This is a genomic window from Actinomadura vinacea, assembly GCF_039532545.1.
GTDB lineage: Bacteria > Actinomycetota > Actinomycetes > Streptosporangiales > Streptosporangiaceae > Spirillospora > Spirillospora vinacea.
Genome location: NZ_BAAARW010000002.1, coordinates 263601 through 288749, shown reverse-complemented (window position 1 = coordinate 288749; position 25149 = coordinate 263601). Strand labels below are relative to the sequence as shown.

General features: G+C 71.6%; 23 protein-coding genes. 7 read left to right on the top strand and 16 right to left on the bottom strand.

What is annotated here, in order from left to right; translation table 11 throughout:
* Positions 1–37: 37 nt before the first annotated feature.
* Entirely contained in the window at positions 38–424 is a 387-nt protein-coding gene (locus tag ABD340_RS03165) for a DUF427 domain-containing protein (protein ID WP_344586838.1), read from the top strand.
* Entirely contained in the window at positions 421–1290 is an 870-nt protein-coding gene (locus ABD340_RS03160; protein WP_344586836.1) for an acyl-CoA thioesterase, read from the top strand. The genes ABD340_RS03165 and ABD340_RS03160 overlap by 4 nt, the downstream gene beginning before the upstream one ends.
* A 49-nt stretch (positions 1291–1339) precedes the next feature.
* Here ABD340_RS03160 and ABD340_RS03155 read toward each other — a convergent pair whose 3' ends face one another.
* The 5 genes from ABD340_RS03155 to ABD340_RS03135 all read right to left on the bottom strand — a co-directional run bounded on the left by ABD340_RS03155 (position 1340) and on the right by ABD340_RS03135 (position 5821).
* A complete protein-coding gene (locus tag ABD340_RS03155) occupies positions 1340–2236 on the bottom strand; it encodes an LLM class flavin-dependent oxidoreductase (RefSeq protein ID WP_344586834.1) in 897 nt (298 codons plus the stop codon).
* Entirely contained in the window at positions 2236–2937 is a 702-nt protein-coding gene (locus ABD340_RS03150; protein WP_344586832.1) for a TetR/AcrR family transcriptional regulator, read from the bottom strand. The genes ABD340_RS03155 and ABD340_RS03150 overlap by 1 nt, the downstream gene beginning before the upstream one ends.
* A gap of 158 nt (positions 2938–3095) precedes the next feature.
* Positions 3096–4580, bottom strand: a complete 1485-nt coding sequence (locus tag ABD340_RS03145) for a class I adenylate-forming enzyme family protein (protein WP_344586831.1) — start codon at positions 4578–4580, stop codon at positions 3096–3098.
* 141 nt (positions 4581–4721) lie between these two features.
* Positions 4722–5198, bottom strand: coding sequence for a hypothetical protein (locus tag ABD340_RS03140; protein WP_344586830.1), 477 nt, complete (start codon positions 5196–5198; stop codon positions 4722–4724).
* A 14-nt stretch (positions 5199–5212) separates the two neighbouring features.
* A complete protein-coding gene (locus ABD340_RS03135) occupies positions 5213–5821 on the bottom strand; it encodes a TetR/AcrR family transcriptional regulator (protein WP_344586829.1) in 609 nt (202 codons plus the stop codon).
* Positions 5822–6012: 191 nt separating this feature from the next.
* Between ABD340_RS03135 and ABD340_RS03130 the strand changes: the two genes are divergently transcribed.
* From ABD340_RS03130 to ABD340_RS03120, 3 genes are all read left to right on the top strand, one after another.
* Positions 6013–6444 (top strand): pyridoxamine 5'-phosphate oxidase family protein, encoded by a 432-nt coding sequence (locus tag ABD340_RS03130; RefSeq protein ID WP_344586828.1) that lies wholly within the window; start codon positions 6013–6015, stop codon positions 6442–6444.
* Between the two features lie 44 nt (positions 6445–6488).
* The gene (locus tag ABD340_RS03125) at positions 6489–7202 is read left to right on the top strand and encodes a carboxymuconolactone decarboxylase family protein (protein ID WP_344586826.1); all 714 of its coding nucleotides are present in this window, start codon (positions 6489–6491) and stop codon (positions 7200–7202) included.
* Positions 7203–7426: 224 nt separating this feature from the next.
* Positions 7427–7993, top strand: a complete 567-nt coding sequence (locus tag ABD340_RS03120) for a TetR/AcrR family transcriptional regulator (protein ID WP_344586825.1) — start codon at positions 7427–7429, stop codon at positions 7991–7993.
* Positions 7994–8175: 182 nt separating this feature from the next.
* On the opposite strand, the gene ABD340_RS03115 is transcribed toward ABD340_RS03120, so the two are convergent.
* From ABD340_RS03115 to ABD340_RS03080, 8 genes are all read right to left on the bottom strand, one after another.
* Positions 8176–9354 (bottom strand): amidohydrolase family protein, encoded by a 1179-nt coding sequence (locus tag ABD340_RS03115; RefSeq protein ID WP_344586824.1) that lies wholly within the window; start codon positions 9352–9354, stop codon positions 8176–8178.
* Positions 9355–9473: 119 nt separating this feature from the next.
* Positions 9474–10679 carry a CaiB/BaiF CoA transferase family protein gene (locus tag ABD340_RS03110; RefSeq protein ID WP_344586823.1) on the bottom strand — a complete coding sequence of 402 codons (1206 nt, stop codon included), beginning with the start codon at positions 10677–10679 and terminating at the stop codon, positions 9474–9476.
* Positions 10676–12112: an aldehyde dehydrogenase family protein gene (locus tag ABD340_RS03105; RefSeq protein ID WP_344586822.1), complete on the bottom strand. Its 1437-nt coding sequence runs from the start codon at positions 12110–12112 to the stop codon at positions 10676–10678. The genes ABD340_RS03110 and ABD340_RS03105 overlap by 4 nt, the downstream gene beginning before the upstream one ends.
* A gap of 167 nt (positions 12113–12279) precedes the next feature.
* Positions 12280–13428 carry an acyl-CoA dehydrogenase family protein gene (locus tag ABD340_RS03100; RefSeq protein ID WP_344586821.1) on the bottom strand — a complete coding sequence of 383 codons (1149 nt, stop codon included), beginning with the start codon at positions 13426–13428 and terminating at the stop codon, positions 12280–12282.
* A 55-nt stretch (positions 13429–13483) separates the two neighbouring features.
* A complete protein-coding gene (locus ABD340_RS03095) occupies positions 13484–14491 on the bottom strand; it encodes a phosphotransferase family protein (RefSeq protein ID WP_344586820.1) in 1008 nt (335 codons plus the stop codon).
* A 200-nt stretch (positions 14492–14691) separates the two neighbouring features.
* Positions 14692–15204: a DoxX family protein gene (locus ABD340_RS03090; RefSeq protein WP_344586819.1), complete on the bottom strand. Its 513-nt coding sequence runs from the start codon at positions 15202–15204 to the stop codon at positions 14692–14694.
* A 24-nt stretch (positions 15205–15228) separates the two neighbouring features.
* Positions 15229–16182 (bottom strand): alpha/beta fold hydrolase, encoded by a 954-nt coding sequence (locus ABD340_RS03085; protein WP_344586818.1) that lies wholly within the window; start codon positions 16180–16182, stop codon positions 15229–15231.
* Positions 16179–17849 carry a thiolase C-terminal domain-containing protein gene (locus ABD340_RS03080; RefSeq protein ID WP_344586817.1) on the bottom strand — a complete coding sequence of 557 codons (1671 nt, stop codon included), beginning with the start codon at positions 17847–17849 and terminating at the stop codon, positions 16179–16181. The genes ABD340_RS03085 and ABD340_RS03080 overlap by 4 nt, the downstream gene beginning before the upstream one ends.
* A 121-nt stretch (positions 17850–17970) precedes the next feature.
* Here ABD340_RS03080 and ABD340_RS03075 point away from each other — a divergent pair, with 121 nt between their 5' ends.
* Complete coding sequence (locus ABD340_RS03075) at positions 17971–19149, top strand: NAD(P)/FAD-dependent oxidoreductase (RefSeq protein WP_344586815.1); 1179 nt, start codon at positions 17971–17973, stop codon at positions 19147–19149.
* Positions 19150–19183: 34 nt separating this feature from the next.
* Here the strand turns inward: ABD340_RS03075 and ABD340_RS03070 are convergent, their stop codons facing one another.
* Together ABD340_RS03070 and ABD340_RS03065 are read right to left on the bottom strand one after the other, a co-directional pair.
* Entirely contained in the window at positions 19184–19987 is an 804-nt protein-coding gene (locus tag ABD340_RS03070; RefSeq protein WP_344586813.1) for an NAD(P)-dependent oxidoreductase, read from the bottom strand.
* Positions 19988–20089: 102 nt separating this feature from the next.
* Complete coding sequence (locus ABD340_RS03065) at positions 20090–20500, bottom strand: VOC family protein (RefSeq protein WP_344586812.1); 411 nt, start codon at positions 20498–20500, stop codon at positions 20090–20092.
* A 161-nt stretch (positions 20501–20661) separates the two neighbouring features.
* Between ABD340_RS03065 and ABD340_RS03060 the strand changes: the two genes are divergently transcribed.
* Positions 20662–20916, top strand: coding sequence for a DUF1876 domain-containing protein (locus ABD340_RS03060; RefSeq protein ID WP_344586811.1), 255 nt, complete (start codon positions 20662–20664; stop codon positions 20914–20916).
* Positions 20917–20963: 47 nt separating this feature from the next.
* On the opposite strand, the gene ABD340_RS03055 is transcribed toward ABD340_RS03060, so the two are convergent.
* On the bottom strand, positions 20964–25121 hold the full coding sequence (locus ABD340_RS03055; protein ID WP_344586810.1) for a Pls/PosA family non-ribosomal peptide synthetase: 4158 nt from the start codon (positions 25119–25121) through the stop codon (positions 20964–20966).
* Between the last annotated feature and the right edge of the window lie 28 nt (positions 25122–25149).

Genomic DNA, 25149 nt, shown 5'->3' with positions numbered 1-25149 from the left:
GGACGGCACATCCCCCTCGGCACCTGTCCCGGCACCTGTGCGGTCCCTGTACCACCAGCGGCCGGACTACCGCGTCGATCTGCTCGCCCGTACCAACGTCATGACCGCGTGGCTGGGCGAGACCCGGCTGGCCCGCAGCGACCGCTGCCTGATCGTCGACGAGCAGGACCACGGGCTGGCGGTGTACTTCCCCAGGGACGCGGTCGACTTCTCGCGCCTGGAACCGATGGACCACCACACCGTCTGCCCGTTCAAGGGCCGGGCCGACTACTGGCGGGCCGCGGGCGGCGACGGCCCCGGCATCGCCTGGAGCTACCCGGACCCGTTCCCGGAGGTCGTCCGTCTGGCCGGGCACCTCGCCTTCGACCAGGACGAGGTCCGCGTGACCATCGGCAAGGGCACCTTCACCGGAGTGCGGCCATGACCGGGTCGTCCCTGGAGCGGATGCTCGCCATCTTCGACGTGGAACCGCTCGACTCCACCCTGACCCGCTTCGGAGGGGACAGCGACGGCGGCGGCCGGCAGGTGGTCGACGGCAGCCAGATCCTCGCCCAGTCGCTCGTCGCCGCGAGCAAGGCCCTCCCGGGCAGGACGGTGCGCTCGGCGCACGCGCTGTTCGTCGCCGTGGCCGACCCGTCCAGGCGGCTGGAGTTCACGGTGACGCCGGTACGCGCGGGGCGCTCGTTCGCCGGCGCGTCGGTCACGGCCGCGCAGGGCGACCGGACCTGCGCGGCCGGCACCGTGCTGCTGGACCACCCGCAGCCCGACGTCATCCGGCACGACCGGTGGACCGGTCCGCCGGTCGCCGGGCCCGAAGCCGCCGAGCCCGTCGACATGCCGCTGCCGGGCCGGGAGCTGCGCATCGAAGGCATCGAGGACTACGGCAGCCCCGACGAGGTCGGGCCGCCGGTCATCGACGCCTGGCTGCGCTACGACACCGTGCCGCGACGCGACGAACTGCGCCGCGCCCTGCTGGCGCACTTCACCGGCCACCTGTCCATCTCCGCCACGATGCGGCCCCACCCCGGGATCGGCACGTCCCAGGCGCATCACACGGTCTCGACCGCGCCCATGGGCATCGGGGTGACCTTCCACGACCCCGTGGGCTGGGACGGCTGGATCCGCTACCACCACGAGAGCACCTTCGCCGGAGCGGGCATGAGCCACGTCCGCGGCCAGGTCCTCACCGAGGACGGGCGGCTCATCGCGTCGTTCACGCAGGAGGGGATGATCCGGGCCTTCGACCGCCGCGGATCGGCGACCTCGAAGCCGGTGGAGTCCCGGCTGTGACGGCTTGAGGTCCCCCTGTCCGGGGCGTGCCGGTCACACCGCGCGCGAGTCAGCGCACCCGGGCCCCGCCCACGGCCGCGATGACCTCCCCGAACGCCTCCAGGGTCGCCGGACGGGCGAAGTCGGTGAACCAGACGTAGAACCGCTCCACACCGCGGTCGGCGAGCGTCCGGAAGTGCGCGGTCAGCTCACGGGCGCTCCCGGTGGCCATCCCGGTCTCCCCCGCCATCCCGCCGAACCGGCGCCGCGCGGTCCCGACGACTTCGTCACGGTCGGCGCCGGGCGCCACGAACGTCACGAACTGCTGCACCGACACCCTCGCCGCACCGGCCCGCGGCCGCAGCTCCTCCAGCCGGCCGAGCGTGTCGACGGGCAGGTTCCACCAGTCGGCGTAGGCCGCCACCAGCTCCAGCGTGCGCGGCCCGGTCCCGCCGATCAGGATCGGGATGCGCCCCAGCGGGGCCGGCAGCGCGCACACGTCCCGCAGCGTGTGATACGTCCCCTCGTAGTCGACCCGCTCCCCCGACCACAGCCGGCGGAGCACCTCCAGCGTCTCGGCCAACCGGGCGACCCGCACCTTGGCGGCGACGTCGCCGGTGCCGTACGCCTCGATCTCCGCCGCGACCGAACCCCAGCCCAGCCCGAGTTCGAAGCGCCCCCCGGAGGCGTGGTCGAGGGTGACCGCCTGCTTCGCCAGCACGGCCGGATGCCGGAACGCGTCGCAGAGCACCAGATGTCCCACCGTCAGCCGCTCGGTGCGGGCGGCCAGCCAGGTGGCGGTCACGACGGCCTCGAACATCGGCGTGCCGGGGGCGCCGGGCGGCTCCAGATGGTCCATGAGCGCCATCCCGGCGAAGCCCGCCCGCTCCGCCGCGCCCGCCCGCGCGACGATCTCCTCCATCGGCATCCGCATCTGCGGCAGGTAGAGGTGGAATTCGGCCGCCATCACACTCCCAACGTTTCCGGGCCGGGCGGTTCCCCGGCCACGGCGAAGGTCTCCCGGACGAACCGCAGGAACTCCTCGGCGTCGATTCCCGCGGGCTCCTCGCTGATGACGGGGTCCATCAGGGTGAACCCGTCGAGCAGCGCGCAGCACAACCGCGCCAGGGCCGGCGGGTCGCCCGGGCGGATCGTGCCCTCCCGCTGCCCCTCCTCGATGACCTTCGCCTGGAGGGCGACGATCTCGGCGTAGAAGTCCTTGTAGACCTCGGGGACGCCGGCGGCGCCGGACCGTCCGCCGATCTTGGTCATCTGGGCGTGCAGCTGCGCCCAGGCGGGGTAGGCCCGCCGGTGCTCGACCTGGGCCCGCACCATCGCGATCAGGCGCTCGCCGGCCGGCGCCCGCTGCGCCGCGATCCGCTCCAGCTCCTCGCGCTGCCCGGACCCGCGCCGCATGAGCACCGCCAGGTAGAGGGCGTCCTTGCTGTCGAAGAACGAGTAGATCGAGCCGACCGAGAACTCGCAGATGTCGGCCACGTCCTTGAGGTTGGTCTCGTAGTAGCCGCGCTCGGCGAAGAGTCCCTCGGCGGTCTCCAGCAGCTGCTCGCGGCCCAGCTCGATCCGCTGCCGGCGGCGTATCTCGCGGGGGCTGAGCCGCTCCGCCGCGCCTTCGCCGCTCTTGACCCCAGCGGCCTTTCCGCTCGTCACACGCACCTCCTGGCCTTCCGCCGCACGGCCGCTGGACGCGGATTCCGGTGATCTGAACCCGGCACCCTTCGACTGAACCGCCGCTCAGTCTAAGTCACGCGAGGTTCGACCGCCCGGCAGAGGAGGAAGGGAGGTGGAGGTGTCGGTGCGGCGCGGGCTCAGCCCTCTCGCACCATGTCCACCAGTTCGCGCCGCAGGACCTTGCCGGTCGGCGTCGTCGGCAGCTCGTCGAGGACCACGATCTGGTCGGGGGTCTTCGAGCCCCGCAGGCGCTCGCGGACCCACTCCCGCAGCACCGCCGCCTCCACCCGCAGCCCCGGCCGCGGGACGACGAACGCCGCGATGCGCTGCCCCCACTCCAGATCGGGCACGCCCGCCACGGCGCATTCCAGGACGGCCTCGTGGCGGGCGAGGACGTCCTCGATCTCGGCCGGGGCGATGTTCTCCCCGCCCCGGATGATCGTGTCGTCGGCCCGTCCCCGGACGAAGAGGAAGCCGCCCTCGTCGAGGTAGCCCCGGTCGCGGGTGGGGAACCAGCCGTCCTCGCGGACCACGCTGCCCGCCTCGACGTACTCCCCCGCCACCTGCTCGCCGCGCACGACGATGTCCCCGACCTCGCCGGGCGGGCAGGGCCGGCCGTCCGCGCCGTGCACCTCGATCTCCACCGACGGCAGCGCCCGGCCGACCGATCCCAGCCGCGCGCGGACGGCCGGATCGGAGCCGGCCGCGGCCTCGCGGTGGTCGTCGGGGCCCAGCACCGCGACCGACGAGGCGGTCTCGGTCAGCCCGTAGGCGTTGACGAAGCCGGTCTCCGGGAACCGCCGCAGCGCCTCGGCGACGACCTCTTCGGCGATCTTCGCGCCGCCGTAGGAGAGCGAGCGCAGGCGCGCGGGCCCCGTCCGTCCCGACGCCCGCAGCTCGGCGACGATCCGCGCCAGCATGGTCGGCACCACCATCGCGTGCGTCACCCCCTCCCGCTCGACGGTGTCGAGCCACCCGGCGGCGGTGAAGCGGTCGAGGTAGACGATCCGGCGGCCGGAGTAGAGGTTGGACAGCGCGTTCGCGACCGCCGCGATGTGGTACGGGGGAACGCTGACCAGGGTGGCGTCGGTCTCGGCCACGGACCCGAACTCGACCGAGCCCAGGACGTAGGCGGCCAGGTGCCGGTGCCGCAGCACCGCGCTCTTCGGCGCCGCCGTGGTGCCGCTGGTCATGAGCAGCACGGCGATCGCGTCGGGGTCGGGCTCGTGCGAAGGCTGCGGCGCCGGCCGGTCGGCGGGCAGCCGCAGGAACTCCTCGACGCCGATGGTGCGCGCCCCGGGTGTGCGCTCCGGGGTGTCGGTGACGACCAGCGGAGCGTCCTGGCGGCTCATCACCTCGGCGAGCTGGTCGGCGCTGAGCCGGTAGTTCAGCGGCAGGAAGGGGACTCCGGCCAGGGCCGCGGCGAACAGCGCGACCGGGAAGACGGGGCCGTTGCCGCCCAGGTAGACGAGCCGGTCCGCGCCCGTGGCGGCGACGTGCGCGCCGCCGGCCGTGGCCCTGGCGCGCAGGCCGGCGCCGGTGAGCCCGTCCTCCCGGTCGCCGACCAGGACGCGGTCGGCCATTCCGTCGGCGACCATGTCGAGGATCATGGCCAGGTTCATCGGAGGCCCCTCCCCGGGACGGGAATCATACTCTCTTAAAATGAGAGTATTACTTGCACGCTGACCGTCGCAACGGGCCCGTCCGGCCGCGCAGGCGCGGCACAGACGGGAACGGAGCGTTCCACACCCCGCGGAGCGGGATCAGGAGCCGCCGGACGCGCGGAGCGATTCACCGCTCCGGAACGTCTCGGTGGCGGTGCCCCCGTCGCAGGACGAGGCCGCGGCGGCGGCCAGGGCGTGCGCCTTGAACGCCCGCGCGGCCACGCTCAGCCGGTGCCGCACCGAACCGACGCCACCGCCGAGGTCCGCGGTGTCCTGGTCGCCCCAGAGCCGCACGTCGGCCAGGCCGTCGTCGATGGCCTTGAGCACGATCCGCCGCACCCGCGCGTCGGACCCGCACGAGTCGGCGCCGGCCGCGATGGCCCGCGGCGGCCAGGGCCCCTGGACCGGCGACGACAGCGCGCACTCCAGGTCGACGGCGCGCGCCCCGAGGATCCGCAGCGGCCGCGGGTCGCCGTGGTCCGCCGTGAGCACCAGGACCTCGCCCCCGGCCATCACATGGTCGAACAGCCAGCCCCCGGCGAACCGCACCGCGTCGACCATGTTCGGCGCGACCACCAGGATCCGGGGCCTCAGGGACTGTCCGGCGACGGAGCGAGCTGACGGGCGAGCGATCCGGTGTACTCCTTGAACACCTGGGTCAACGGAATCGAAGGGTCGAGCAGCCATATTGACTCCATCCCATTGATAAAGGCGACGATCTCCAAGGCCTTCACGGCCGGATCCAGGTCTGTGCGGTAGCGGCCCGTGCGCTGCCCCTCGCGGATGAGCCTCGCGACGGCGTCGACCCCGCCTCGGTGCCTGTCCAGGAGACGAGCGTGCAGGGGGGCGTCGGGATCGACGTTCTCCATCATGAGCACGGCGAACATGCAGACGAGATCGGGCGCCTGCCGCATCCGCTCGGCGACCCGCGCCACCTCCACGACGAGGTCGCCGGAGAAGTCGGCGTGGGCCCGGTCGTAGGCGTCACGCGCGTCGATCGCCGCGTGGAGCAGGTCCTCCTTGGAGGCGAAGTGGTGCAGCAGCCCCGCCGGCGTGACCCCCGCCTCCCGGGCGATCTGCCCGAGCGTGATCCCGCGCCACCCGTGCCGGGTCAGCAGGCGCTGCGCGGCGACCAGGATCTGCTGCCTCCGGTCCTCGCCTTTGGCGAGGAGGGCGGCGTAGGGACGTTGATCGGACACGGCGCTCCGCTCACCTCGCTGCACTCACCTACTGAACATAAAGTAGGTTGGTTTCGGAGCTGTGACAAGGGTCACGTACCTGTAACCGGCGTTCCCCTCCCGCCGTTCGGAAACTAGCTTCTCAGAAACAGAGAAGTGAGTACACAGGAGGAGTGGCCGTGGTAGGGCAACGCAGAGGAAACGCCATCGCCATGACCGGGGAGGAGCGGGACGCCTTCCTGCGCGACCAGCCGGTCTGCCGGGTCGCCACCGTCGGGCCGGACGGGCGGCCGCACACCAGTGCCCTGTGGTTCGTCTGGGACGGGACGGCGCTGTGGCTCAACTCGCTGGTCCGCAGCCGCCGCTGGACCGATCTGACCCGCGACCCGCGACTCAGCGTCATCGTCGACGACGGGGGCGCCGACTTCATGCGCCTGCGCGGCGTCGAGCTGCTCGGGGACGTCCAGATCGTGGGCGAGGTACCCCGCAAGGGCGAGCCCGCCGAGGAGCTCGGCGCCCCCGAGCGGCTCTTCGCCGACAAGTACGCGGGCGGGAGGGACTTCGCCTACGACGGCCGGCACGCCTGGCTCCGGCTCGCCCCGGAGAAGATCGTGAGCTGGGACTTCGGCAAGCTGCGCCGCTGAAGGTTGACGCCACCGCCACCCCCATGGAAACCTGACACTCGAAGTTGGAGAATAATATTCTCGCGACCGGCGGCAGCGCCGGCCCGATCCTCGCCGCCGACGCCGGAAGGGACCCGATGATGCGCCCGTCCTCGCCTCCGAACGACATCCGGGACGAGCACCGGCACCGCGGCCACGCGCGCCCCGCGCCGGTCGTCCCGCCGGTCGTCCCGCCGGCCGCCGGTCCGCGCGGCGAGGGGGGTGCGGGCGACGCCCTCGCCACCCTCGTCCGGCATCCCGATCTGGCCGAGGCCGTCCTCACCGTCAACACGCACATGCTGCTGCGCTCCACACTGCCGCCCCGCCTGCGCGAACTCGCGATCCTGCGGGTGGCCCGGCGCCGCGGCTGCGAGTACGAGTGGAACGAGCACGTCGGGCTCGCCGCCGAGGCGGGCCTGTCGGAGGCCGAGATCGAGGCCGCCGGGCGGGGCGAGGCGGCCGACGCGCTGGACCTGGCCGTGCTCGACGCCGTCGACGAGCTCGACGACGACTCGGCCCTGTCCGGCCGGACCTGGGCCACGCTCGGCGAGCATCTCGACGAGCACCAGCGCATGGACCTGGTCTTCACCATCGGCACCTACTGCATGCTGGCCATGGCCTTCAACACCTTCGGCGTCGAGCCGGGGGACGCGCGCCGGAAGGGGTCCCGCCGCACGGCGGCGGGCTCGAACGGGCGCCTGACCGGGGCCGCGGACTTCCGGTCCGGCGCTTCGCGCTGAATTCGCGGATCGTGACGGTTCTCACTTTGGGAGAGTAAGAATCTCGTATTAATTCAGGCAGAGGCGATCGGAGCTCATGTGGCCTACCGGTACCGTGCAGTAAGGTTCTGCATATGGCGCAGAGGACGGACCCGCCCGTGAGCACGACGAGCGAAGAACCGGCTTGGAAACAGCGAGCGGTCGAACGCTCCACCAAAGCCGCGAAGCTCCGCGCGGAGCAGAGGGTGCAACGCTTTCTCGACGCGGCTCAGGCGATCATGAGCGAGAAGGGCACCACCGACTTCACCGTGCAGGAGGTCGTCGATCGCTCCCGTCAATCGCTGCGCAGTTTCTACCAGCACTTCGACGGCAAGCACGAGCTCCTGCTGGCCCTGTTCGAGGACGCCCTGCGCCGGTCGGCCGACCAGATCCGCGCGGCGGCGTCCGGCCATTCCGACCCGCTGGACCGGCTCAAGGTCGCCGTCCAGTTGCTGTACGAGCTCTCCCGGCCGGACCCGGCCGCGCAGCGCCCGCTGTTCACCCACTTCGCCCCGCAATTGCTGATCTCACATCCCACCGAGGTGAAGGTCGCGCACGCACCGCTGCTGGGGCTGTTCACCGAGCTGATGACCGAGGCCAAGTCCGCCGACCGGGTCCGCGACGACCTCAAGGCCCATCGCGCGGCCGCCCTGACGATGCAGACGGTCATGTTGGTCGCCCAGGCCAACGGCGGATCCACCGACGAGCACCCCCACCCCATTACCGCCGACGAGGTCTGGGATTTCTGCGCGAGCGGCTTCGCAAAGAACTAGACGATTAGCCCCTTACCGGTACTGGAGAGCTCGTTTTACGAGCGTGGCCGTCCCCGGCGGGGCGGGGCGGCCCGGGCCGAGGAGCCCTTCCTGACGAGCACGGCCCTGGCCCCGCTCCACCGGGTGGTCCCGCCGGCCTCAGCCGCCCTGTTCAGGGAGCCGGCCGGCGGCGGTGTCCCTTCTCACGCGCCGATCAGCTTGGCCAGGTTGCCGCCCATGACCTTGGCCTTGTCGGCCTCGCTCAGCCGCGTCAGCTCGTCGACGTAGGTGACCGGGTCGGCCAGGCCCTCGGGGTGGGGGTAGTCGGAGCCGAAGAGCACCCGCTCGATGCCGATGAGGTCGCCGAGCTCGGCCATGTCCTCTTCCCAGAAGGGGCTGACGTTGATGTTGCGCTTGACCGCCTCGACCGGGTCCTCGCCGAACTCGTGCGGCATCTTCTTGTAGACGTCGGCGAGGTTGCCGAGCAGCGGCTCCACCCATGAGGAACCGTTCTCGATGACCGCGATCTTCAGCTCGGGGAAGCGGGTCAGCGCGCCGTGGCAGACCAGCGAGCCCACCGCGTCCTCGACGGGGCGCCAGCTGCCCAGGGTCCGGAAGGCGTTCGGCTTGAACGGCAGCATCTCGCGCTGCTGCCCCTCCCAGTCGCTGGCGTACCGGGCGTAGCCGCTGTCGGAGGAGTGCATGGCGACCAGCACGCCGGTCTCCACGACGCGCTTCCAGAACGGGTCGAACTCCGGCAGCGCGAACGAACGCGGACCGCGGAAACCCGGAACCGGGGCGGGCCGGATCAGCACCGCCCGAGCGCCGCGCTCCACGCACCAGTTCAGCTCGTCGATCGCCTTCTCCACGATCGGGAGCGTGATGACGGGCGTGGTGAAGATGCGGCTCTTGTAGTCGAACGACCAGGTCTCGTGGAGCCACTGGTTGAGCGCGTGGATCACCACGTGGGTGAGTTCGGGGTCGTCCCGCATCCGCTCCTCGATGAGGCTGGCCAGCGTCGGGAACATCAGCGACTGCTGGATGCCCTGCTCGTCCATGAGCTCGAGGCGGGGGGCGGGCTCGCGGAACGCGGGGATCGACTTCATCGGCTCGCCGAAGATCTCCCGGCGGTTCTTGCCCTCGGGGTTGCCCACCCGGAAGTACTCCTCCATCGCCCCGGGACGGGCGACCACCTCGAATGTGGGGTTGGGGATGTACTCGCTGATCTGACCCCGGATCGCGATCTTCGTCCGGCCGCGCACCTGCACGTACTCGACCGCACCGCTGTACTCCTTGGGGAGGTGCTTGGTCAGCGCCTCCTGCGGCTCGTAGAGGTGGTTGTCCGCGTCGAAGAGCGGATACGGCAGCTCACGCGACGGCATGAGATCCTCCTTTGTCAATTTAGAGAATGATATTCTCCCTCCTTGTATATATCAATATTCGTCACACCGCCGCCGGTGGCGCCCCGGGCCGGGCGAGGCCCGGGGCGCCACCCGCGCGATCAGGTGACCGCGCCCGCTTCCTTGAGCGCGATGATGCGCTCCCAGTCCAGGCCGAGCTCCATGAGGACCTCCTCGGTCTGGGCCGCGAACTCGGGGGCCGGGCCGAGCCGGGGCGCGGTGACGTCGAACTGCACCGGGTTGGCGACCAGTTCGAGCTCTCCGGCGGGGAGGATGTACTCGTTCGACCGGATCTGTGCGTCCTCGCCCACCTGCAGGGAGTCCTGGACGGGGGCCCACGGCCCGGCAAGGGTGGCGAAGCGCTCGGTCCACTCCGCGAGGGTGCGCCCGGCGATGGCCTCGCGCAGGATCCCGACGGCCTGCTCGGTGTTGGCCGCGATCAGCTCCGCGGTGGCGAAGCGGGGGTCGTCGGCCAGCTCGGGACGCTCGATGTGCCGGCACACGTCCGCCCAGAATCTGGCGGGCTGCAGCATCACCAGCGACAGGAAGCGGCCGTCGGCCGTCCGGTACAGGCCGGACAGCGGGTTGGTCGGCGAGCCGTGCGAACCCGGGACGGGCGCCACCCCGGGCTCGTCGAGGTGCTGGGACAGCCCGACCAGGTGGCCCATGGCCCAGAGGCCGCTGCCGAGCAGGGAGACGTCCACGACCGAGGCCTCGCCCGTGCGCTCCCGCCTGAACAGCGCGGCCGTGATGCCCCCGGCGAGGTTGGTGCCGGAGATGGTGTCGCCGTAGGCGGGTCCGGGCGGGCCGATCATGCCGTCCACGTTGGGCGGGGTGATGCTGGCGGCGGTGGAGGCCCGGCACCAGAAGGCGGTCATGTCGAATCCGCCCCGCTCGGCCTCCGCTCCGCGCGGGCCGAGCGCGCTGCCCCGCGCGTAGATGATCCGCGGGTTCAGCTCGCGGATGTCGTCGACGTCGATGCGCAGCTTGCGGCGGGCCGCGGGCAGGAAGCTGGTGAGGAACACGTCCGAGCGCCGGACCAGCTCGTCCAGCACCTCCTTGCCCTCCGGTTTCGCCACGTCGAGGCCGAGGCTGCGCTTGCCGCGGTTGGCGTGCTCGACGTTGGGGTTCGGGTCGCCCTCGACCTTCATGGTCCCGGTCTGCCGGAGCCCGCGCTGCGGGTCGCCGTTGACGGCGTGCTCGACCTTGATCACGTCGGCTCCCCAGTCGGCGAGCACGGCCCCCGCCGACGGGACGAAGCCGTACATCGCGACCTCCAGGATCCGGACGCCTTCGAGCGGCCTCACGCGACCACCACCGCGAGGGTCCTGCGCTCCTGGAACTCCTCCAGGCCGGGGACGCCCATCTCCCTGCCGATCCCCGACTGCTTGAACCCGCCGAACGGCGCGTCGGGCGCGAACCACGCCCCGCCGTTGACCCCGACGGTGCCCGACCGGATCCGGCGCGCCACCGCCAGGGCCCGCTCCTGGTCGCCGCCGTACACCGCGCCGGACAGGCCGTAGATCGAGTCGTTGGCGATCCGCACCGCGTCGTCGTCGCCGTCGAACGGGATGACCGCCAGGACCGGCCCGAAGACCTCCTCCTGCGCGATCTCGCTCGCGGGGTCGACGCCGCTCAGCAGCGTGGGCTTGTAGTAGAAGCCCGGGTCCACCTTCTCGCCGCCGGTGACCAGCGTGGCGCCCGCCTCGACGGCCCGCTTGACCATGCCGTCGACCTTGTCGCGCTGCCGCCCGCTGATGAGCGGCCCCATGTAGGTGTTCGGATCGGACGGATCGCCGCAGCGCACCTGCCCGAGGCCGGCCGCGACCTGCTCGACGATCGCGTCGTGGTGCTCGCGCGGCACCAGCATCCGGGACGTGATCGCGCAGCCCTGCCCGGAGTGCGAGCAGACGGTGAAGGACGCGGCCATAGCGGCCATGCCGAAGTCGGCGTCGTCCAGCACGATCATGGCGGACTTGCCGCCCAGCTCCAGGAAGACCTTCTTGACCGTCCCGCTGGCGGCGGCCATGATCCGGCGGCCGGTCGGGGTCGACCCGGTGAAAGTGATCATGTCTACCCCGGGATGGGTGGTGAGCGCCTCGCCCACCGCGACCTCGGGGGAGGTCAGCACGTTGACCACCCCGGGCGGGATCTCGGTGTCGGAGGCGATCAGCTCGCCCAGCGCCAGCGTGATCAGCGGCGTGTCCGGAGCGCCCTTGAGCACCACCGTGCACCCGGCCGCCAGCGCCGGGGCCAGCTTGGCCAGGGCGAGCTGGGTCGGGTAGTTGTAGGCGGTGATCGCGGTGACCACGCCCGCGGGGAGCTTCTCCACCCAGCGGCGATGGCGCCGGCCCCGGCTCTCGATCTCCCCGAGGTCCTCGGTGTCGGGCAGGCCGGCCACCAGGTCGGCGTAGTAGCGGACGAGCTCGATCGGCTCGTCGAGACCGGCGCCGTAAGTGCTCACGCGGGGCGCGCCCACCTCGGCGATGGTCAGCTCCCGCAGGTCCTCCTTGTGCTTGTGCAGCGCCTGGTACAGCTGGTTCAGGCACTTGACGCGGAACTCGCGGTCGGACGCCCAGCGGCCGGTGTCGAAGGCGCGGCGGGCGGCCCCGACCGCGGCCTCGGCGTCGGCGACCGTGGCGTCCGGCGCCTCGCCGAGCACCTCGCCCGTCGCCGGATTCAGCGACGTGAACGTCCTCTCCGCTTCCACGAGCCGCCCATCGATGAGCAGACGTTTCACAGCCACACCACCCGTCCACCGTTTGCGTGCATCAGTGGTCGAAAACTACATTCTCAAACTTAGTAAATCAAGTATTCATAGCGGAGAACGACATCCCGACAGAGCGCGTCTCCGCAGGCACGGCCGGTGCCGACGCGGGAATGCGCCTAAAGGCGGGTCGAAATGTGTTACCTGGGCAGGCCGAGGACGCGTTCGGCGATGATGTTCCGCTGGATCTCGGAGGTCCCCCCGGCGATGGTTCCGCCGAAGCTGCGCGCGTACCGGTCGAACCAGCTGGCGGCGAACACGTCGAGGCCCATGTGGTTGAACGGCGCGGTCGTCGCGGGATGGAGCAGGGCATCGGCCTCGCGTTCCTCCAGCGCGTGCAGGTTGCCCGCCTGCACGGCCTCGGAGCCGAGCACCTTGAGCACCGACAGCTCCGCCGGATCCCGGTCGCCGCCCAGCTGCCGGTAGCCCAGCAACCGCAACGCCTGCAGGTCCATCTGCAACGTCGCGTACCACTCCTGGTCGCTGCGCGCGTCCCGGAGCAGGTTCTCCATCTGCTCGGCGTAGCCCAGCCACAGCATCGTCCGCTCGTGGCCCAGCGAGCCGTGCGCCACCCTCCATCCCTGGTGCAGCTCGCCGATCAGGTTCTCCCGGGGCACCTCGACGTCGGTGAAGAACACCTCGTTGAAGTCCAGGTCGTCAGGAGAGGTGAGGGACCCGAACGGCCTCCTGACCAGGCCTTCGGTCTCGGTGGGAATGATCAGGACGCTGATGCCCTTGTGCTTGGGGGCGTCCGGATCGGTGCGCACGAACGTCAGCAGCACGTCCGCGTCATGCGCCCCCGACGTCCACACCTTCTGCCCGTTCACCACGAAACGGTCGTCCTCGAGAACGGCACGCGTCCGCAACCCCGCCAGATCCGAACCCGCGCCCGGCTCGCTCATGCCGAGCGAGGCCGTCATATCGGCCCGCAGGATGGGGACGGCCCACTTCCGCTTCTGCTCCTCGGTCCCGAAGCTCAGGATCGAGGCCGCGATGATGCCCACGCCCTGCGGATTGAAGCTGTGGTAGACCTGCCGTTTGGACAGCTCTTCCCGGTGCGCGAGTTGCTGCGGCAGGGTGGCGTTGCGCCCGCCGTACTCGGGTGGATTACCCGGCAGCAACCAGCCCGCGTCGAACAGCTTGCGCTGCCACCGCCTCGCCCACTCCGGCACATCCGAGCTCGATCGCGGCCGCTCGGCGGCCTCCACCGGATTCGGCAGGTTGTCGTCCAGGAATTGCGAGAACTCGGCGCGGAATTTCTCGACCTCGGAATCGCTGACCAGTTTCACAAGACGAGTACCTTCCTGTGCACGGGCGCGGTTCCCGACAACAGGTCGCACGCCTTCATAGCCGGGTCGTCGCGGCCAGCTCGGCCGCCTCGGCCGCCATCCGCAGGACGATGTCCCCGAAATAGCGTTGCTTGGGGTTGTCGGACTCGCCCTTCACCACCCGGGCGTAGCCGCCCTCCAGCACGATCGCCATCTTGAACCGGGCCAGGATCACGTAGTAGTCGATCTCACTGACGTCCCTGCCGCTGACCTCGGCGTAGTGCTCGATCAGGGCGGCGCGGTCCGGCATGCCGGTGTAGTCGACGTAGAGGTTCCGGTCCTCGCCCTCGTCGGGCCAGCTCATGATCACCCAGGCCAGGTCCAGCAGCGGATCGCCGACCGTGGCCATCTCGAAGTCGACCAGGGCTGCCAGCCTGGCGGGCGCGCCGTGGTGGAACATCACATTGGCGAACTGGTAGTCGCCGTGGATGATCCCCGGTTCCCAGTGGGAGGGCCGGTGGCCGCGCAACCACTCGGCGGCGGCGTCCAGGCCCGGGATCTCCCGGAACTCGAACTTGCGCAGGTGGGCCAGCCAGCGGTCGACCTGCCGGTCGTGGAACCCGTCCGGCCTGCCGAACCCTTCCAGGCCCTGCGCCCGCCAGTCGACGTTGCCGAGCCTGGCGATCCCGTCCACCAGCTCGTAGGCGAGCGCCGGCCGCAGGGACGGGTCGCTCTTGAACGGTTCCGGCCAGCCGCCGTCGTCCATCGGGGACCAGCCGTCCACGTGCCTCATGAGGTAGAAGCACGATCCGATCACGCCGGTGTCCTCGCAGAGGGCGATGGCCTCCGGGTGCGGGACGTCGGTGCCGTTGAGGGCGTTCAGCACCCGGTACTCGCGGAGCATGGTCGCGTCGCGGCCCTCCGGGGCCGCCCGCGGCGGCTTGCGCAGGATCATCCGCCTGCCGCCGCGACTCACCCGGTAGATCTCGTTGGAGGCGCCGCCTGAGAGGCCGGAGGCCTCGACGGGTTCGCCGGGGGCGATCCCCTGGGCGTCCATCCAGCGGGCGAGCGATTCGATGTTCACGGGCTTCTCCAACCGCGTCCGGGCCGGCGGCAGAGGCCCCGGCGCCGCGCGGCCCGGGCGACCTCGGTCGCGCCGGGGCTCCGCGCCGCCCGCCATCCCAGCTGGTGCATGCTCCAGAGAATAGCATTCTCAATTCTAGGGAGTAAGCGTCTCCGAAGCTGGAATGAGCGATTACTGGCGCGGAGCCGCCGGCCGGGCGGTCAGGCGCCCGAGTCGGCCTTCGCCGGGACGGGCCGCCAGAACGTGGCGAGCAATCCCGCGGTCGCCACCACGCCCACGCCGAGCGCGATACCGCCGCCGGCCCAACCGGTCACCTCGATGCCGGCCGCGGCGTCCACCGACGCCTCACCCGGGCCGAGCATGGCGAGCGCGAGCGTCGTCACCGCGAGGACGAGCACGTACTCGTAGCCGTCCTTGAAGACGAAGAAGCCGTTGCCCCGGTGCGCGAGCAGGCCCGCGACCAGCATGACGGAGATGACCGCCGCGCAGGCCAGCGGCGTCAGGAGCCCGACCACCAGCAGCACGCCGGCGCCGATCTCGGTGACCACGCTCATCCACGCCTGCAGCGTTCCATGCCGCAGGCCCAGACCGCTGAACCAGCGCGCGGTCCCCTCGATGCGGCCACCGCCCTTCCAGTGGTTGACCCCATGCACGATCATGGTGATGCCCACCACCGCCCGCACGAGCAGCACGGCGACGTCCACGTCCGTCATCTTTCCTCCCAGCGCGACGATCGGTCAGCGTCCCGGTGCCGCGGCGTCGTCGGCCGCCGCGGCCCGGTCCCCCGCCGGTCCCGCGTCCACACGGGCCAGCACGCACTCCTCGACGAACGAAAGTACCTTCAGGTGATAAGCCGCCGCCGACCGGGCCAGGCTCAGGTTGTGCGGGCCGTGCGCCTGCCGGTCGACGACGACCCGGGGCGAGGCGGTGAACATGGCCGCCATTTCGGCCATGGCCTGCGGGTTCGGATCCCATACCAGCTCGTGGTCGCCGAGGCAGTACCGCACGGGGACGCGCACCCGGGCCGCGACGCCGGGGAACTCCTGCGCCCAGGTGCGCACCTCGACCGACTCATAGCCGGGAGTGGGCGAGACGATCGCGGCACGTCCCACGACGTCCTCGGGATAGAGGCGCTCAGGCGTCCACAGCAGATCGCGCAGGCCGAACCGCCCGCCATCGGACTGGGGCCGGTCCTCCAAACGCGCTCGCAGGATCTCCACCGAACGGGGGTGGTGGCGTCGTCCGGTGCCGGCGAGCTCCACCCCGAGCAGGCCGGCCCCGCGCTCGTCGGCGGCCATCCGGAGGGCCAGCACCGAGCCCAGTGAATGCGCCATCACGAACACGCCCGCGCCGCGGCCGCGCGACCCGATCAACCGGTCCACCGCCGCGTAGGCCAGATAGACGCGGCGCTCGGCGCGGGTCATCCGATCGGCATGGGACGCGGAGGCGCCGTAGCCCGGCCGGTCCAGCGCGATGACGGTGAACCCGAGCGCCGCCCCGGTCCGCAGCAGCGACTGCGCCGGCAGGCCCGGGACGTGGAAGTACGCCGCCCGCGCCGCGCCGCCGTGCAGTGCCACGATGACGGCCCGCGGCCGCTCCACCTCGCGGAACAGCGCCGACATCGGGATCCCGCCGACATCGACGACGCGCGATTCCACCACGCCGGCCGTCGTCGCATCGCCCGAGCTCACGCGTCCGTCCTGAACAGGATCGCCCCGCCCGGTGTGAGACCGCCGCTGCTCACCGCGGCGACGCGGGCGCCCGGCACCTGCCTCGGCCCGCCCTCCCCGCGCAGCTGGACGATCGCCTCGTGGACCAGCCCCATGCCGTGGGTCCGGCCGTGGGAGAGCTGGCCGCCGTGGGTGTTCAGCGGGAGCATCCCGTCCCGGGCGATGTTCTTGCCGCCGTCGAGGAAGTCCTTGGCCTCGCCGATGCCGCAGAAGCCCAGCGCCTCGATCCAGGACAGGCAGTTGATGGTGAAACCGTCGTAGAGCTGGGCCACGTCGACGTCGCCGGGACGCAGCGAGGTGCGCGTCCAGAGGTGGGCGGCGGGGCCGAGCACCTGGGGCTCGTGCGTCAGCGTGCTCTGGTCCCACTCGATCCGCTCGAGGATCTGCGTGCCGACGGCCTCCACCAGGACGGGCGGCTTGGCCAGGTCCCGCGCGGCGTCCACGGCCGACACGATCACCGCGACGGCGCCGTCGCAGGGCACGTCGCAGTCGTAGAGCCCGAACGGGGTGGTGATGGGACGGGCGCCCAGGTAGTCGTCCATCGTCATCGGCTCGCGGTAGATCGCGGCCGGGTTGAGGGCGGCGTTCGCCCGCTGGTTCAGCGCGATCCAGCCGAGCGTCTCGCGGGTGGTCCCGTACCGGTGGAAGTGCCGCTGCGCGTTCTGCGCCAGGGTATGCGCCGCCGACGTCGCCCCGAAGGGATGGAACCAGCTCCCGTGCCCGCTCACCCTGCCCCGGCCGCCCGTGCCGATCCGCCCGCTGCGCATGAGCTCGGTGTGCGTGGCCTCCCACAGCGTCCGGAAGCACAGCACGTGGCGCGCCAGCCCGCCGGCCACCGCCAGCATCGCCGCGATGAGCGAGCCCCCGGGCCCGAACGTCTCGGCGCCGCCGTTGTACCAGGTCGGCCGGATGCCGAGGGCGGCCTCCAGCGCCGTCACGCCGCCCTCGCCGAAGCCGCCGGTGTCGCCGCCGCCCGGGTAGGTCGCCAGGCCGTCGATGTCGTCCAGGCCGAGGCCTGCGTCGGCGACGGCGCGCTCGCACGCCTGGACGGTCAGCGAGAGCGGCGGGACCATCAGGCGGCGGCCGATCTCCGAGCTGCCGATGCCGCTGACGGCCACCCTGTCCTCGAACTTCTCCGGGGTGGCCATCGGACGCACGTGGCGCCACATCTGGGCGGGCTCGATCTCGTCCGACGGGAGCGGTGCGGGCTCCGCCCGCTCGGGCGCGGGCCGGAACAGCGGCAGCCAGACGTCCTCGACGTGCTCGAAGACGACCTCCATCCGCATGCCCAGCTCGAGCCGTTCGGGGTCGCACTCGACCACGTTGGTCGTGAGCCGGACGCGCGGGTCCTCCTCGATCGCCACCTGCGCCACGACATAGGGCGCCGGCAGCCCGGGCATGCCGAACCTGTGGTTGACGGTGAATCCGACGAGGGTCGCGTGACCGGACACCGCACGCACCCGCAGGCCGTCGCCGCGGCAGTGGCGGCAGACCGGCTGCGGCGGGTGGATCAGGGCGGTGCAGGACTCGCACTCCTGGAAGCGCAGCCGGCCGTCCGCGCCGGACGTCCAGAAGAACTCGGTCTCCGGTGTGATCAACGGCAGGGGACGCCCCGGCGCTCCGCTCACATCGCCTCCTGACAAGATGGCCGAGCCTGAATGCATCATTCTGAACTATAGTTCAATTTCTGTATCACCCATTCAGTGAGGCTTCGCGCGGCATCGGGGCCCAGGACGGGAGGCCGGAGCCATGGGATCGATGCGGAGGGTCGTCGTGGTCGGCGGCGGCGCCGCGAGCGTCGCCGCCGTCGAGACGCTGCGCCGCGAGGGGTACGACGGGTCGCTGACCCTGCTCTGCGGGGAGCCGATCCTGCCCTACGACCGTCCGCCGCTGTCCAAGCAGGTCCTCACCGGCACCTGGGACCGCGGGCGGACCCGGCTGCGCGAGAGGAAGGACTACTCCGACCTCGGCGTCCGCTTGCTCCACGCACGGGCACGCGGGCTCGACCCCGGCCGCCGCACCGTGCATCTGGACGGCGGTTCCGGCCTGGAGTACGACGGCCTGGTCATCGCCACCGGGGTGCGCCCGCGCCGGCTGCCCGGAGCCTCCCGCCCCACCGGCGGGGTGCACGTCCTGCGCGACCGCCCGGACGCGACCGAACTCCGCACGGCGTTCGAGGCCGGGGGCAGGGTCGTCATCGTCGGCGCCGGCTTCCTGGGCATGGAGGTCGCGGCCGCCGCCCGCGGCATGGGGCTCGACGTCACCGTCGTCGAGCCCTTGGCCCACCCCATGCTCCGCCAGGTCGGCCCCGAGGTCGGCGCCGCGGTCGCCGGCCTCCACCGCGACCGCGGCACGAACCTGCGCCTGGGCGCCGGCGTAGGCCGGATCCTCGACGAGGACGGCCGGGTCGCGGCCGTCGAGCTGTCCGACGGCACCGTCCTGCCCGCCGACTGCGTGCTCGTCTCCATCGGAGCCGAACCCGAGGTGGGGTGGCTGGAAGGCTCCGGGCTGCCGCTCGGCGACGGCGTCGAGTGCGACGAGTTCTGCCGGGCGGCCCCCGGGATCTACGCGGCGGGCGACGTCGCCTCGTGGCCCAATCCCCGGTACGGGCTCCGGATGCGGCTGGAACACCGGATGAACGCCACCGAGCAGGGAACCGCCGCGGCGCGCAACCTGCTGCACGGCGACGTGAAGCCGTTCTCCCCGCTCCCCTACTTCTGGACGGATCAGTACGACGTCAAGATCCAGGCCCACGGTGTCCTTCCGGCGGACGCCGAGGTGACCTTCGAGGAGGGGACGGTCGCGGACGGCAGGTTCGTCGCCGCCTACCGCACGGGCGGCCGGCTCATGGGGGTACTCGGCTGGAACGCACCCAAGCTCGTCCTGCCCTTCCGAAAGCTCCTGCTCGAGCAGAAGGCGGCCCGGTAGGCCGCGCTCCGAGGCCTCGGGCGGCACGGCACGATCATCGATGCGCGGCGGCCAGGGACTCGAGCGCGGCCCGCAGCGCGCCGAGGTCGCCGCCCTCCTCCGCGGCGACCTTCCTGACGACGTCCACGTCCTTGGCGATGAAGCCGCCGGTCGCCGCGGCGAACGCCGCGACCGACCCCCTGGCCTGGACGCCGGTCAGCGCGCGGCTCGCGGAGCTCCCGTGCAGGAGCGCGCCGAGCAAGACCTCCTCGTCCAGCCCCCACTGCCGCCAGAGGCGCGCCGCGTCCGCCAGCAGGCCGATCTGGGAGGCGAACAGCGCGTTGTTGACCAGCTTCACCCGCTGCCCGGCGCCCGTCGGGCCGACGTGCAGGACCGGGTCGCCGTAGGCCCCGAGGACCGGCCGGAGCCGCGCCACGGCGCTGTCGGCGCCGCCGACGAACAGCGTGATCCGCCCGGCCGCCACGTCGTGCGGTCCCCCGCTGACCGGGGAGTCGATCACGTCGATGCCGTGCTCGGCGGCACGGGCGGCGATGGCCTCGGCCGTCCGCGGGCTGCCGGTGGTGTGGACGACGAGCGCGGATCCGGCCGGCATCCGCGCGAGCAGCGGGCCGTCGAGGCAGACGTCCCGCACCTGCCCGTCGTCGAAGACGCACACCAGCACGGCGTCGGCGCCGTCGGCGACCGCGGCGGCATCGGCGACGGCCTCCAGCCCGTCCGCGCCGAGCGCCGCGCGCGCCTCGGGCGATCTGGCCAGCACGCGGACCTCGTGGCCCGCACCGGCGAGCCGTCCCGCCATGGGACGGCCGATCCTCCCGGCGCCGATGAATCCCAGGCGCATCGCGGCTCCTTCTCGCGGACGGTCAGGCCACAGCGATGCTAACCACAGTCACCTGTATGAGCAATGAGTCAATTCAATGAATCAGCGTTCAAACCGTCCGGCTCAACGCGACTCCTGGATGCGGACCATGTTGCCCGCGGGGTCGCGGAAAGCGCAGTCGCGAACCCCGTACGGCTGATCGGTCGGCTCCTGGACGACCTCGGCGCTGCCCTCCCGCACCCGCTTGAAGGTGCCGTCGAGGTCGGCGGTGGCCAGGACGACGGAGGCGTAGGTGCCCTTGGCCATCATCTCGACGATGGTGCGGCGCTCGTCGTCGGTGACGCCGGGGTCGGCGCCAGGCGGGTACAGGACGATGGACGTGCCGGGCTGGCCGGCGGGACCGACCGTGATCCAGCGCATCCCGCCGTACCCCACGTCGTTGCGGACCTCGAAGCCGAGGGTGTCGCGATAGAAGGCCAGGGACGCGTCCGGATCGTCATGCGGGAGAAAGCTCGCGTGAATGGTGATGTCCATGGAGATCAGGCTAGGCGCGGCTCCGTAAGCCGCGCTTCTCCATTCCTGCCCGGTCTGGTCACCTGTGCCGCCGCGGCCTCGGCTGATCCTCACCCGAAGTGCCCGGCGACCTTGGCGGGAACGCTCGGGGAGGCGGATGCTGGAGGTGGGGGGTGACAATCATGAGGGACAAGCAGTGGACCGCGCAGGTCTTCATCAACGAGCGCGGGAACGACACGCACGTACGCGCCGTCCTGACCACCCAGGACGGCACCACCATCGAGGGCACGGGCCACGCGCGGCGAAATCCCGCCGACCCGGCCGTCCCCGAGATCGGCGACGAACTGGCCGTCGGACGAGCCTTCCTGGACATCGGTCACCGGCTGGTGGCGTTGGCCGGGATCGACATCGAAGAGGCCCAGAGCATCGGTCAATGAATGGCGGAGTCCCGCCCCGGCCTGCGCGGCCACCGGTGACGGTGAGATCACAAGGGGCGGCCCACGGCGGCCGCGTGCGGTGCGAGCAGGCCGGCGGGATTCCCGCGCCACCGCACGTTCACGGGCACTTCCTCGCCCTTCATGAGGAACGAGTCGGCGTCGAGCGACGACCCGCCCGCCATGGTCACGCCGTAGTGGACGAAGGCCTGCACCCCCACCGTGCAGCCGGCGCCGATCGCGGTGCGGCCGGATTTGAAGACGCCCTCCTCCAAGGAGTGGCACTGGATCACGCTGCCCGCGTTGAGCGTGGCGTGATCACCGATGGTGACCAGGGTCTTCTCCGGCATCGAGCAGCCGTCGTCGAAGACCCGGCGGCCGATGTGCACGCCCAGCATGCGCGAGATCACGTTCCTGAACGGGGTGCCGTTGAACATCTGGCGCCCGCTCAGCTTCCACATGCGTTCGTGCCACCAGAAGTACGGCTCGTAGATCGAGCACAGCCGCGGCCGCAACGATCCGAACCGCAGTAAGGCACGCTCGACCAGCACGCCGTAGCCCACCATGAACACCAGGGTCGCCAGGAACGCCGCGGTGATCATCTCCGCCTCGAAGCCGCGCCGCAGCTCCTCGGCGATCAGCCACATCAGGGTCACCACGAAGACCGCGAACCACCTCAGCAGCAGGAACAGGCCGATCGTGGCGAGGTTGTAGCGGTTCTTGCCGGCCAGCCGCCGGCGGAACTCCTCCCCCGTCTCCAGGTGCTCGAACTCGTGATCGCGCCGCACCGACCGGGGGATCTCGAAGCAGGGCGAGCCCAGCAGCCCCATGTCCTCCCGGACCTTGCCGTCGACGGGCACCGCCACCTTCGTGCCGAGCAGGACGTTGTCGCCGACGCGGGCGTCCACCGGGAAGGCGATGTTGTTGCCGAAGAAGTTGCGCGCCCCGATCCTCACCTCCGCCACCCGGAAGGACGTGCTCGAGAAATCCGCGTTGATGATCCACAGCGAGTCCGACACCATGGTGCCGCTTCCCACCGTGGTCAGGTAGGGCGAGTGGTGCAGCAGTTCGGTGCCGAAATTCGTGCCGGTCTGCACGATCGGGCGCGTGAAGTGATATCCGAGGGCGCGCAGGTAGTGGACGATATAGGAGCTGTCGCCGAACAGGCCGGTGTAGAACTTCGCATTCGTCAGGCGCTTGACGCTCATCTGGGCCCAGAAGCGGATCCCGTAGAGCGGGTAGATCCGGTCCCGCTTGACCAGAAGGGGCAGGAGTCGGGGCACGGTGACCACGAACGCCAGCCCGGTGAGCACGCCGCCGAAGAACAGCACGGCCGACAGCACCAGGGCGTCCCGGTAGAAGATCGGGCTGCCGAGCCCTCCCGGATACGGCCGCGGCACCTCGTTGAGCAGCGGGACGTGCGTGAACACGCTGATCAGCCCGATGACCGCCAGCGGCCCGGTGATCGCGAGCAGCAGGAACAGCTGCAGGAACCCGTAGACGAACCTCCTCAGGGTGCCGCAGCGCGCCGGGGCGACCGTCAGGTGCTCGCCGCCGCTCCGCCGGGCCGGGCAGCCCTGCCAGCGTTCCCCCGCGGGCACGGCCTGGGACTCGTGCAGGGACGAGGCGTGCCCGAGCCGGGCGCCGTCGCCCATCGAGGTGCCGATGTCGAGCACGGTCTGCTCGCCGACGAACACGTCGCCGCCGAGGGTGATCGGGCCCGTTCTGATCACGCCGGCGTCGGCGCGATACCCGGACATTGCGCACCGCTCCCGGATGATCGTCCCGGGCCCGATGGTGAGCAGGTCGGTGCACAGGGGGGTCCTGGAGAAGACCACGGCGCCGCGGCCTATCCTCGCCCCCAGCATCCGCAGGTACAGGACGTAGAGCGGCGATCCGGTGAAAAGCATCATGGGGCTGGCCCGGACCAGCGTCTTGACCGTCCAGAAGCGCACGTACGACAGGCTCCAGACACGGATCTCCCGGGGCTTCCAGCGGCCGATGAGCACCCATTTGGCCAGGACGGGCAGCGCGCACAGATAGCCGAAGAACGCGCTGCCGTACAGCAGGCCCCGCAGGTAGAGGTCGAGGATTCCCGGGGCGTCGACGACCCACCGGTAGCCGAGGAGGACTCGGGCGCCGACGTAGGTGGTCCCGAGGAACAGCAGCAGCTGCAGGAGGCCGCACAGCAGGTATTCCGGCTTGCGCGCCCACGCGTGCTCCTTCACCGCCGTCGCGCCGGGCGCCGCCTCGGCCGGCGGTGCGGCGGGCGGTCCGGCGGGCGCCTCCGCGGGGGCGGGCGCGGCGGCGTCCAGCGTCGCCGCCAGCTTCCTGATCGTCGGATTGTGGTAGACGTCCGAGATCGACACCGCCGCCAGGTCCGCCCGTTCCCGCAGCGCCGCGCAGAAACGCGCCATCAGCAGCGAATTGGCGCCCAGATCGGCGAAGAAATCGCCGTCGGCCGGCACGTGCTCCAGCCGCATGACGCCGGACAGGACGCCGGCGAGCAGCCGTTCGGTGCCGCTCTCCGGAGCGGCACCGCCGTCGGCGGCGCTCCGCGGGCCCATGGGTGCGGGGAGCCGGCCGCGGTCGACCTTGTCGCTCGGCAGCGTCGGGATGGCCTCGAGTTCCTCGAAGTACACCGGCACCATGTATCCGGGCAGCCGCTCCCGCGCCCGCCGGTGCAGGCTGTCGCGGTGGGCGGCGCCGTCGCCGTGCCCGTCTCCGTGCCCGTCTCCGTTCCCACGGGTGTAGTAGGCGACCAGTTCGGTCATGCCCGGCTCGGGCTCGTAGGTGCCGACCACCGCCTGGGCGATCCCCGGCACCTCCGACAGGACCGACTCGATCTCGGCCAGCTCGATCCGGTATCCGCGGATCTTGACCTGGGTGTCGATGCGCCCGAGGTACTCGATCTCGCCGTCGGTGTTGACCCGGCCCAGGTCGCCGGTGCGGTAGATCCGGCCCGACGCGTTGTGCTCGATGTCCAGGAAGTCGGGGACGAACCTGCGCCGGGTCAGGTCCTCTCGGTTCACATAGCCCGCGGCCAGGCCGACCCCCGCGATGCCGATCTCCCCCGTCCGGCCGGGCTCCAGGGCCCGGTCCTCGGCCGGATCAAGGATGATCACCGAGTAGGTGGGCAGCGGGACGCCGATGGTCACCGGCCGGTCGGGGTGCAGCGGCGTCCAGGTGGCCGTGACGGTGGCCTCGGTGGGCCCGTATACGTTCAGGAACCGGCGGCCGGGCCGGTGCCATCGGGCCACCAGGTACTGCGGGCACGCCTCGCCCGACACCAGCAGGAAGCGCAGGCCGGGCAGGTCCGGGTCGAGGGTCGCCAGGAGCGTCGGCACGCAGCACAGCGCGGTGACCCGGCCGTCCCGCAGGAACGCGCTCAGCTCGGCGCCGACCAGCGCCGGCCCGCTCGGCCTGGGCACCAGGGTCGCGCCGGCGATGAGCGGCACCCAGATCTCCTCGACGGAGAAGTCGAACGCGATCGTCATGCCCTGGTACACCCGGTCGGCGGGCTCCAGCCCGTAGACCTCGACCGCGACCCGGACGAAGTTGCAGATCGCGGCGTGCCTGACCGCGACGCCCTTGGGCCGTCCCGTCGAGCCCGAGGTGTAGATGATGTAGCACAGGTCGTCGACCGGGGCGCCCCGCTCCGTGCCCGTGAGGCGGTGGCCGGGCAGGCCGGCGACGTGCGGCTCCGCCTCGTCGAGGCACAGCACCTCGGCGCCGGCCGGCCGCAACCGCTCGCGCAGCTGCGCGAGCGACAGCACGACCCGCACGCCCGCGTCCCGCACGATGTACGACAGCCGTTCGGCCGGGTAGCCGGGGTCGAGCGGCACGTAGGCGGCGCCGATCTTCAGGACGGCCAGCATCCCGACGTAGGAGTGCACGGCCCGGTCGAACAGCAGCCCCACCCGGTCACCGGGGCCGAGCCCCAACGCCAGCAGGTGGCGGGCCAGCCGGTTGGCCCGCGCGTCCACGTCCTCGAAGGTCAGGACGGCGCCGCCGGCGTCGACGGCCGGATGGCCGCCGGCCCCCTCGGCTCGCAGCCGGTCGCAGCGTTCCTCGAAAAGGTGATCCAGGCGCTCCCCCGCCCGCCAGCGCGTCCCGTGCTCGTGGCCCGCGCCGACCAGGACATGGTCCGATGTGAGCTGGCCGACCGCCTCTCGCGGGGCGGTCCGGCCGATGCTGTTCACCGTCATCCTCATTCCCCATACCGGTAATTCATCT